The sequence below is a fragment of the Methanothermococcus thermolithotrophicus DSM 2095 genome, assembly GCF_000376965.1.
GTDB classification, from domain to species: domain Archaea; phylum AGJL01; class Methanococci; order Methanococcales; family Methanococcaceae; genus Methanothermococcus; species Methanothermococcus thermolithotrophicus.
On record NZ_AQXV01000014.1, the window covers coordinates 1 to 8,947 of the forward strand.

The following is an 8,947-nucleotide window of genomic DNA, read 5'->3' on the forward strand; positions in this document are numbered from 1 at the left end:
TAAAATATATTTTGCCGGAAGGTACGTTGGAGAAAATTGTAATGTTAAAACGATGGACGAAATGAAAGAACTTTTTATGGAGCTCGGTATTGGGATTTTAGATGTTGTTGATGAAGATCCATTAAAAATCAGAGTTACAGAATGTATAGGTTGCTCAGGTTTGCCAAATGTGGGACAGTCAGTCTGTTTTTTCGAGGCAGGTATTATCGCCGGCTGTTTAAATAATATCTTAAATGAAGATGTAAAAGTTACCGAGACAAAATGTCATGCTATGGGTGATGATTACTGCGAATTTGAAGTACATGATATCCAACCTTCATCCGATCTAAATTAAATATTAATAAAAAAGTAAATCAGTATCCTCATATAGCAAGCTTCTTAAATTTTTTTCTTTTTTAATGTCAAGGCAAATAAAGGTTTCGAGCAGTTCTAAGAATATCGTAGTTAAATAGGATAATCAAGTTCATCCCGGTTTTAAAATTAATATTTAATCTATTAAGGTATTGATCATATTCTATCAATCAATTCCGTGAATTTGTGAAAACTCATCAAGCGTACTTTGAGCATTAATTGAAATGTTTGTAGATAACTCCTTTTTCATCAGCTGTCTAAGTACCCATATATTGTGAAATCCTCTTCTCTTATTCCGATTAGTTCCTCTAAATATAATAACCTGAATACCCAACTCCTTACATATTGGACATTCACACGATTCCCAAGGTCGATCTATTAGAGTTTTATAATACTTTTCTCTGAGATTTTTACCATCATTTGAATTTCTCATGAAAAGGTTATCATACCTCATTATAGAATCCAGTACTTCATCTATACTTATTTCTCCTTTCTCGTATTTGTTAAGGGCACACAATACTTCATTTTCCATCTTTTTTAGATTTTCAATTGAATAACCATTGATATTGGCATTCTTTAATAACCTGGGGTTTGAAGCTTGCGGAACTCTTATAGCAGCATATCCATTACCTTCTTTTGTTATGTAATTTTGACCAGACCTGAGCCATGCTTTTCGTAGGAACGATGTACTATCCACACTTTTAACTCCCAATTCCTCAAATTTTTTCAGTGCATTAAGTCTTACAACACCGAATAAATGAATTTTTATGTCTTCATTTATAACCGGTTGAATCCCCTGTAGTATATTCAATATAGTATTGGTTTTATAACATACAAGACTTCCAAGAGCTATGTAGTTATAACCCATATCTACCAACGCTTTAACAGAGCTCCTATATGTTTCCACATTATATCCTTGAGCTGTCCCAATTGGAATATAATTATACTTCTTTTTATGGTGTAGTTTTAAAAACTTTTCAGCATTTTCCAAGGTTATGCTTATCCTATCATCTTTTTCCTTCTGAGTTAAAGAAACCCTTTTCTTTTTTCCATTATCGTCTTTTATGGTTATTTTATCAACGACTAAATGGTCGGGAGCTACACCATAATCAAATCCTAACTTATCATATAATTTCGAAACATTCTCGACACTGTAAAATGGTAAAGGAGGTTCTTTTTCATTAACATATCCAAATGCTCCACAATCCCCCATAACTTCTAAACTGGAGCTCTTAGGAATCTTCAAATATTCCTTTATATTTGTGTGGTTTCTTATTTTGTAAATTCCCTTGTTGCTGTTCAATGAAATTTTAGATTGAAAAACGCTTAAACTGAATAAAATACCGTCATAAGGAGGTTCTTTAAAAATTTGGTGGGCATAAACATCATTGTTATATATGTCTTGCTTATGCCCCTCGGAATACTCATCATTAATAAAATCAAAATTTGGGTCTACCCTATCTTCCCAATCAGGTAAAAAGTATTTTATCATCACATCACACCATTTATATATTTAAAGAGGCTCTATGGAATATTTTCCTTTAACAGCTGGACAACCCCATTTTAAATCACACACATCACATGTTTCTTTATCGGATTCCTTCTCGATACTCCAATCGTTGTTTTCTTTGCAATATTCTATTTCCCCAACAGTATTTGAGAAATCATCAATGGATTCCTTAATTTTAACAATATTGTTCTCGTCGCTAAAATCAATTTCGTACTTTAAATTTTGAGAATTTGGAGTATTGAGCTCATTCATAAAATACAATACACATTTTGAAGGATAGTTTCCGAACCTCTGTTTGTAGAGCTCGGCATAAACACGCATTTGATATTCATATCTTTCGAGTTTTTTATTTTTCTTGCCATCCTGATCAGGCACTGGAAACTTCATTCCTTTGTAGTCCCATATTTCAATACCATCATTCCCTTCAACGACAGCATCTATTACTCCATACAATATATAATTTCCCATATCTGCTTGCAATCTTAATTCTGTATCTATAATTTTTGGATAAAGGGTTTTTCCTTCCTTTTCATTGAATGTTTTTAAGATATTTAGTATCCTTTCTTCATTTTCCCTACTCTTTGGATGTATTCCTCTTGATTTTAAAGTTTCATTTGCCTTTTTAAAGAATTCTTCCACATCCTTATCTGTGGGCATTACTTGATTATCGTCCATAATTCCTTTATCTCTAAGTTTAACATTTTGAAAATATTTTCTATGTAGCATGCTTAAAACTTGATGAATTAATGTTCCGTGCCATTCCTGTGTTTCTTGGGTGCTATTAAATCCTTTCACGGTATTAAATCCATACTGCCTCTTACATATTTGAAATGATAATATATCTGCTGTAACGCTGTATTTTTGTTTTATTTTTTCCGTTTTATCTTCTTTTTTTATCTTTAAGGAATTATATTTGTCCAATATATTTATTAGCATTTAACCCACCAATTGATTTAATTAAAATTGTTTTTAATATAATTTTTAAGATTGTTAAGACGCCCCTTCATAAACCCATATAATTTACCGTTCTTTCTTTTGGATAGATTCTCAGAGCTCCACAAATGTATGAGTGCATACTGAGCTCGTGAGTACGCCACATAATGAAATCTCACCATATCTTGATTTGTTTTCATAAATTGATTGGTTGTAATCCTTTTAAAATCTGTAAATTTAGAAAGTTCCCCTTCTAATCTTGTACCAGTATCTGCTTCAGCTTTCCAATTCTCAACATATACGAAAACTATTGGAAATTCCAAACCTTTTGCCTGATGTACAGTCATAATTGGAAATTTTCCCTCAGGAATAATTACTTCCTCATCCTCTAAATCATCTACTCCATTTATAAAGTGCCCCACCAACGAGCCATAAAAGTTTATCAACCATTCTGTGTCAATTTTTCCATCTTCCTCTGAATCAATTTTCAGAGCTCCCATACTCACATCAGGATTATCCGTTGGCGTGGCTGAATAGCTATCAAATATTTGGGTGAGTTTTGCCAGCCTACAACTTTTTTCAGGGTCATCCATCCACTCTAAAAACGGACTACATGCAAATATTTTATAAAGAATACCTTGAATGGTTGCATTGGTCCATTCTCCCGACTTCATGCTTTTGATTTTCTCAACAGATTTATCTACATATTCTTTTAATTCAGGATATTTATCCTTATTTTTTTCATACTTCTCAAACCACTTTACGACCTCAGAACTTATACTTTCCGAGCTCAGTTTATTTTCCAGTACATATAGATCATCATCCACAATGGATACAAATGCCCCCAATGCCAATTTTATTTCCTCCTGACTTAAAAAATTCTTAGACCTTGGGTTATAGGTTTCAATACCGTTATTGGATAATCCCTTTACAACATGACCTACAAACGAATTTTCTCCATTATAATCCATCTCCCGTGTGCTTCTAATTAACAGCACACACCGAGAATAATCCTCAACAATGTTATTTTCTTTAAAATATTTTACAGCAGTTACAACCTTCTTTGCCAATTCCTCATCTGTTTCTTCTTCTAGGTAACTTAAAGCTGGATATGTTTCAGTAATTGGTTTTTTTGGCTCCAATGGGGGCTTGTCCTTAACTCTTGCTTTTTCCATTTCAACATTTTTTAGGTTTTCGAAGGATTTAATATATTTATTATAATAATTCACAATATCCTTATGCGACCTATAATTTGACTTTAAAAATATTTTTTTGACACTTTCCTTCGGAGCTCCTAACCTTTCCATACATGAATCATCAAACCTCACCATGCAGTCAACAGTTCCCCCTCTAAATCGATACAAGGCTTGGTCATCATCCCCTACGACGCATAAATTTTTATTTTCAGTATGCTTTGCCAGCTCAAAATATATTTCCTCCTGAATTGGATTGGTGTCTTGGTATTCATCCACCATAATATATTCTATTCTTGGATTGTGCCCACCACCATTTAAGAATAACTCACCATCCTCAGAATTTAAAAATTCAAGGAACTTTAACTGTACCGTGGCAAAGTTGCATAATTTAAATTCCTCCAATTTATCAATAAATTTTTCATATTCTTCTGCCAATATTCTGTAGTGACTTTTAGAGCTCCCCTTCATTTTATCTAAATCCAACCTATCTTCCACAATTCTATTAAACAAGGTAATTATGGCATTAGTCAGTCGAGCTCTATCTTTATAATCAATAATCCATTGTTTATTATCGCCGTCCCATTTTCTAACTAAATACATAAATCTTTTCCATAATTTCTCATCGTAGTATTTTGCATTTTTTACGAGCTCGCAGTGATTGTATACAAAAAGGTAGTTTTCCATTTCATTCATTAGTTTGTAATTTTCATAATCTACATATTTATATTCCTTCATTATGTCGGAACATAAACTGTGGAGTGTCCCAACCCTTAAACTATGAATATCAATGTCACGCTCTTTTAACTCAGGATGTATATCACAAAGTTTATTTGAATGATTTAAAATCCTATTAAATAAGTTTTGAGAAGCCTTCTTTGTAAATGTGGTTAATATTATGGATTTTGGATCTACCTCATCCACATAAATAAGCTTTAAAGTTCTAACCACCAAAACTTCAGTTTTACCAGAACCAGGACCTGCCACAACCCATAAGGGACCATCTTTGTGAAGTATTACTTCCTTTTGTTCCTCGTTGAGCTCATACCCCAGTATTGATTCAATAGAGTTTATAAATTCATTTGGATTTAATGTCATTCTAACCCCCGTTGTTATTTTATTTATTATTAATTGATATAAGCCATTCTTTCAATTGCTGGAGCCTCTCTCCAATCATGCCCCCAATCCAATGTGTATTATAGTTTTCTAAGAGCTCCCTGCACTCATCATCAAATGCCTTCTCATATACTTTGCCTAAGTTTATGAATATGGTATCGTAATTATTATTTTTTAAAACCTCTTTTAGTTTTGATTTAACATTATCCTTTAATTCTTCCGCTCTTTTATTAGTCATTAGTTGATCATAATAATCAATTATTTCATTGGATTCGATTAAACCGTACTTTGCAGATAGTATTAATATATCTAAATTCGCATTAGTTGGATAGTTCTTTTTTAAAACTTTATAATACATACCATCGTAGAGCTCTATTGCAGGAGCTCTATCAACATTCTTCTTTGTTTTTGAACAGGATAAAATTAATAAGTATTTTTTATTGGTGTTTCCCATAGTTTCCCTTATTTATTTTTTATTATCGGTTTTATTTTTCCTTAAAACAATTTTTATAAAGCTTGGCAAGTTTTCTTAAATCCTTCTCTTCTTCTTCGGACATGTTTAAAATATTTTTCACCTTTTCCGAGATATATCCCCCTCCAAAGAAAAGCGACATTGCGCTGGTAAAGTTATGAGGATTTTTCAATCTTGCCTTATCAAAATCGATGATATATATTTTATGTTTACTAATTATTATGTGCTTTCCCCCTTGAATCTCGGTATGGTCTATACTATGCAAATCGAGTTTTAAACATTGTCTTAGTGATTCTTCAATTATCCACAGGATTTCTTCCTTATTACATCTATCGATATAATCCCTTAATGTGATTCCCTCAACATATTCCATTAAAAGATATTCGTTAGTGAATTCATAGACTTTTGGTCCCACATTGAATTTGTTTGTTTTTTCCAATACTGTTCCTTCATGAAATATTGTGTTTTTCGGAGTATCCTTTCTTGGAATCTTTATGGCCAATTGAATATAATTACCGTTAGAATCCTTATATTTCTCACTAAATCCTTTTAAAACAATACCCCGATGCCCTTTACCTATAACCTCTACAGGCGTAATATCATTTTTTACAAGCTTTTCAACAATATCCCAATCTATTATATTGGCTATAACACCATCACAACCTTCAATTTGAATCTTGGAATTTTTATTTATCATTGTTCCACCAATAATATATAATATCAGTCACTAAATATGTATATTTAAATTAATTGACAAAGTATATATATCACCAATTCATATTGATTTATTCGTAAAGGAGGGATATCATGGACAGTACAGTATATGTAGGGAACAAGGGAGTAATGAATTATGTTCTAGCAGTGATCACCCAGTTTAACACCGAAAACGCTAAAGAAGTTAGAATAAAAGCTAGGGGGAAGGCAATTAGCAGAGCAGTAGATGTCGAGGAAATGGTAAGAAATAGGTTTTTACCAGAAGTAAAAGTAAAAGAAATAAATTTAGGCACTGATAAAGTACAAAACGACGATGGAAAAAGTGTAAACATCTCTACCATTGAAATAGTCCTGGAAAAATAATATTATTATGTTTTTTATTATATATTTAAAATTTATTTAAGTTTTTACTATTTTTTGAATTTACATTGTTTATTAAAAATTTTAGTACCATATCTAAACTAAAGTAATAAAAAGTAATATAAAATATAAAATAATATTACTATATAATGAATAATATCAAGACATTGAAGCAGATTAAAGGTTTTCGTTAAGATTCACAAAACCTTCGGTCTTGTCGATATTCCTAAAATTAAGGGATTTTCGTCAAGTAAAATAAATAATAGGTGATAAGATGGTTGAAATGACTGAAAAAGAAAAGAAAATAAAAAAACTACTCCATACCTTAGAACATACTGAAGAACATTTTGAAGCTTTAATTGACATGGTTAAGGAAACTGGTTTGGATCCTGAACCATACAAAAAAATCTATGAAAAGTTAAAGGACGAAAATGAAAACTTAAAAAATAAGTTGTAATATTATTTAACAAATATACATACTTAAATATTTTTTATATCGTCTAAATTTATTAATTCCTGCTCTCCTGTTTTCATATCTCTTAAAGAAACTTTTCCTTCACTTAGCTCTTTTTCACCAACTATGATTACTTTCTTAATTCCTACGCTGTTGGCATAGTTCAATACTTTACCGAGTTTTCTGCCCATTAAATCTATTTCAGCTACTTTGGAATTTTCCCTCAATATATTCACAATTTTTTGACATTCTTTTAATAATTTCTCGTCGTTTTTAACTGGAGCTACCAATATGGCTTCTTCTTCCACTTCAAAATCATCTATATTCAACATTATTCTGTCAAAACCATATGCAAAACCAACTGCAGGGGTACTTTCTCCACCAAAGAGCTCTATTAAATTATCATATCTTCCTCCACCGCATACTTGCCTTGCACCTTCTCTCTTACCGTATATTTCAAATACCATACCTGTGTAGTAATCCAAACCTCTTGCTATACCAAAGTTAATAATATATTCATGTTTTACAAATTCTAAAATCTCTTCTAAGTTGTTTAAAGCATCTATGGAAGTTGGAAAATCAGATAATTTTTCCTTTAGTATGGATATAACCTCTTTTCCACCTTTGCATTCTAAAACTTCAAATATAATGTTTTTGACTTCAATTCCCTTTGTATTTTCAATTTCTTCCAAGAGCTTTTTTAAATTTTCCAAATCTTCCTTATCAATCAACCTTCTTATTTTAGTCTCTTCGTCCCCGGATATTCCCAACTTCTCAAATACTCCTTTTAAAACACCTAAATGACCGATATGTATTTCAAAATCCATGTTAATGTTTTTCAAACCCTCAATTGCCAAGTTTATAACTTCTGCATCTGCTATTGGTCGGCTGCTACCTATTAATTCACAGCCCATCTGCCAAAATTCCCTATATCTACCTGCCTGAGGATTTTCATATCTAAAACAGTTTGCAAAGTAGTATATCTTTACAGGTTTTGGTAAGTTCTTAAGTTCATTTATATAGAACCTAGCAACAGAGGACGTTAATTCAGGTCTTAAACCCATCTCCCTGTCTCCATGGTCTTTAAAAACAAACAGTTGGTTCCTTATTTCTTCCCCGGTTTTTTTTGATAGGAGCTCAAAACTCTCAAAGGTTGGGGTGGCTATTTCTTTAAAATTGTAGCTGTCAAAAACTTCTCTTAATTTACCTTCAATAACTTTCCTTTTTTTCATTTCTTCAGGTAAAAAATCTCTAGTTCCTTTTGGTTTTTGAAACATTGTTTCCTCCCTACATTGAATTTATTAAATTTTAAAAAAACTATACTAAAAAAAATCAAAAAAAGAAGTTTAAAAATTTTTGTTATTCTTGATCTTATTTATTATTCTTCTCTACTCAAAATCTCGTTAATATCATTTTCCATCATGTGTCCTTTAACGGTCACTTTAACGCTTTTTACCCCTTCAACTTCACTAGCAGCTTGTTTTGCACCTGCTGCCATTCCAATAACACTCATACATCCTGGGTTTGTCGGGGTTAGTGTAAAGGACACGTTTCCTTCTTCATCTACTTCTACATCGTTTATTAATCCCATATCTACGATACTCACACCCATGTGCGGGTCTGCAACTTTTTTCAAAGCATTTATTATATCGTCTTTTGAAACCATTTTATACACCTTTTTAAATTCAATAATTTCAATAACTTAATTTAATTTTCATTATTTATAAAATATGTACTTATTAAAGTAAATTATGGTGTTAATCTCCAAACCTTTTAAAAAAAGGTTTGGATTCCAAAATATAATATTTCTTCTTAAACCCTTTAAAAGTGTTGTTATGGTGTTA

General features: G+C 31.5%; 10 protein-coding genes. 3 read left to right on the top strand and 7 right to left on the bottom strand.

The genetic code is table 11. The features are described 5' to 3' along the window. A partial coding sequence (locus F555_RS0100295) for a V4R domain-containing protein (protein ID WP_018153236.1) occupies positions 1-334 on the top strand: 334 nt, incomplete at its 5' end. A 183-nt stretch (positions 335-517) separates the two neighbouring features. Here the strand turns inward: F555_RS0100295 and dpdA are convergent. The 5 genes from dpdA to F555_RS0100320 are packed head-to-tail and all read right to left on the bottom strand — an operon-like array spanning position 518 to position 6,272. Further along, positions 518-1,843, bottom strand: coding sequence for a tRNA-guanine transglycosylase DpdA (gene dpdA / locus F555_RS0100300; protein ID WP_018153237.1), 1,326 nt, complete (start codon positions 1,841-1,843; stop codon positions 518-520). A gap of 21 nt (positions 1,844-1,864) precedes the next feature. Next, positions 1,865-2,797, bottom strand: coding sequence for a PD-(D/E)XK nuclease family protein (locus F555_RS0100305; protein ID WP_018153238.1), 933 nt, complete (start codon positions 2,795-2,797; stop codon positions 1,865-1,867). A 17-nt stretch (positions 2,798-2,814) separates the two neighbouring features. Beyond that, positions 2,815-5,085, bottom strand: coding sequence for a DEAD/DEAH box helicase (locus tag F555_RS0100310; RefSeq protein WP_018153239.1), 2,271 nt, complete (start codon positions 5,083-5,085; stop codon positions 2,815-2,817). A gap of 19 nt (positions 5,086-5,104) precedes the next feature. Continuing rightward, the gene (yaaA, locus tag F555_RS0100315; RefSeq protein ID WP_018153240.1) at positions 5,105-5,557 is read right to left on the bottom strand and encodes a peroxide stress protein YaaA; all 453 of its coding nucleotides are present in this window, start codon (positions 5,555-5,557) and stop codon (positions 5,105-5,107) included. Positions 5,558-5,588: 31 nt separating this feature from the next. Further along, on the bottom strand, positions 5,589-6,272 hold the full coding sequence (locus F555_RS0100320; RefSeq protein ID WP_018153241.1) for a protein kinase: 684 nt from the start codon (positions 6,270-6,272) through the stop codon (positions 5,589-5,591). A gap of 110 nt (positions 6,273-6,382) precedes the next feature. Here F555_RS0100320 and albA point away from each other — a divergent pair, with 110 nt between their 5' ends. Both albA and F555_RS0100330 read left to right on the top strand, forming a co-directional pair. Continuing rightward, complete coding sequence (gene albA, locus F555_RS0100325; RefSeq protein WP_018153242.1) at positions 6,383-6,652, top strand: DNA-binding protein Alba; 270 nt, start codon at positions 6,383-6,385, stop codon at positions 6,650-6,652. A gap of 271 nt (positions 6,653-6,923) precedes the next feature. Further along, a complete protein-coding gene (locus tag F555_RS0100330) occupies positions 6,924-7,106 on the top strand; it encodes a hypothetical protein (protein ID WP_018153243.1) in 183 nt (60 codons plus the stop codon). Positions 7,107-7,129: 23 nt separating this feature from the next. On the opposite strand, the gene hisS is transcribed toward F555_RS0100330, so the two are convergent. Both hisS and F555_RS0100340 read right to left on the bottom strand, forming a co-directional pair. Beyond that, complete coding sequence (gene hisS, locus F555_RS0100335) at positions 7,130-8,380, bottom strand: histidine--tRNA ligase (RefSeq protein ID WP_018153244.1); 1,251 nt, start codon at positions 8,378-8,380, stop codon at positions 7,130-7,132. Between the two features lie 101 nt (positions 8,381-8,481). Further along, positions 8,482-8,769: a metal-sulfur cluster assembly factor gene (locus tag F555_RS0100340; protein ID WP_018153245.1), complete on the bottom strand. Its 288-nt coding sequence runs from the start codon at positions 8,767-8,769 to the stop codon at positions 8,482-8,484. Positions 8,770-8,947 lie beyond the last annotated feature (178 nt).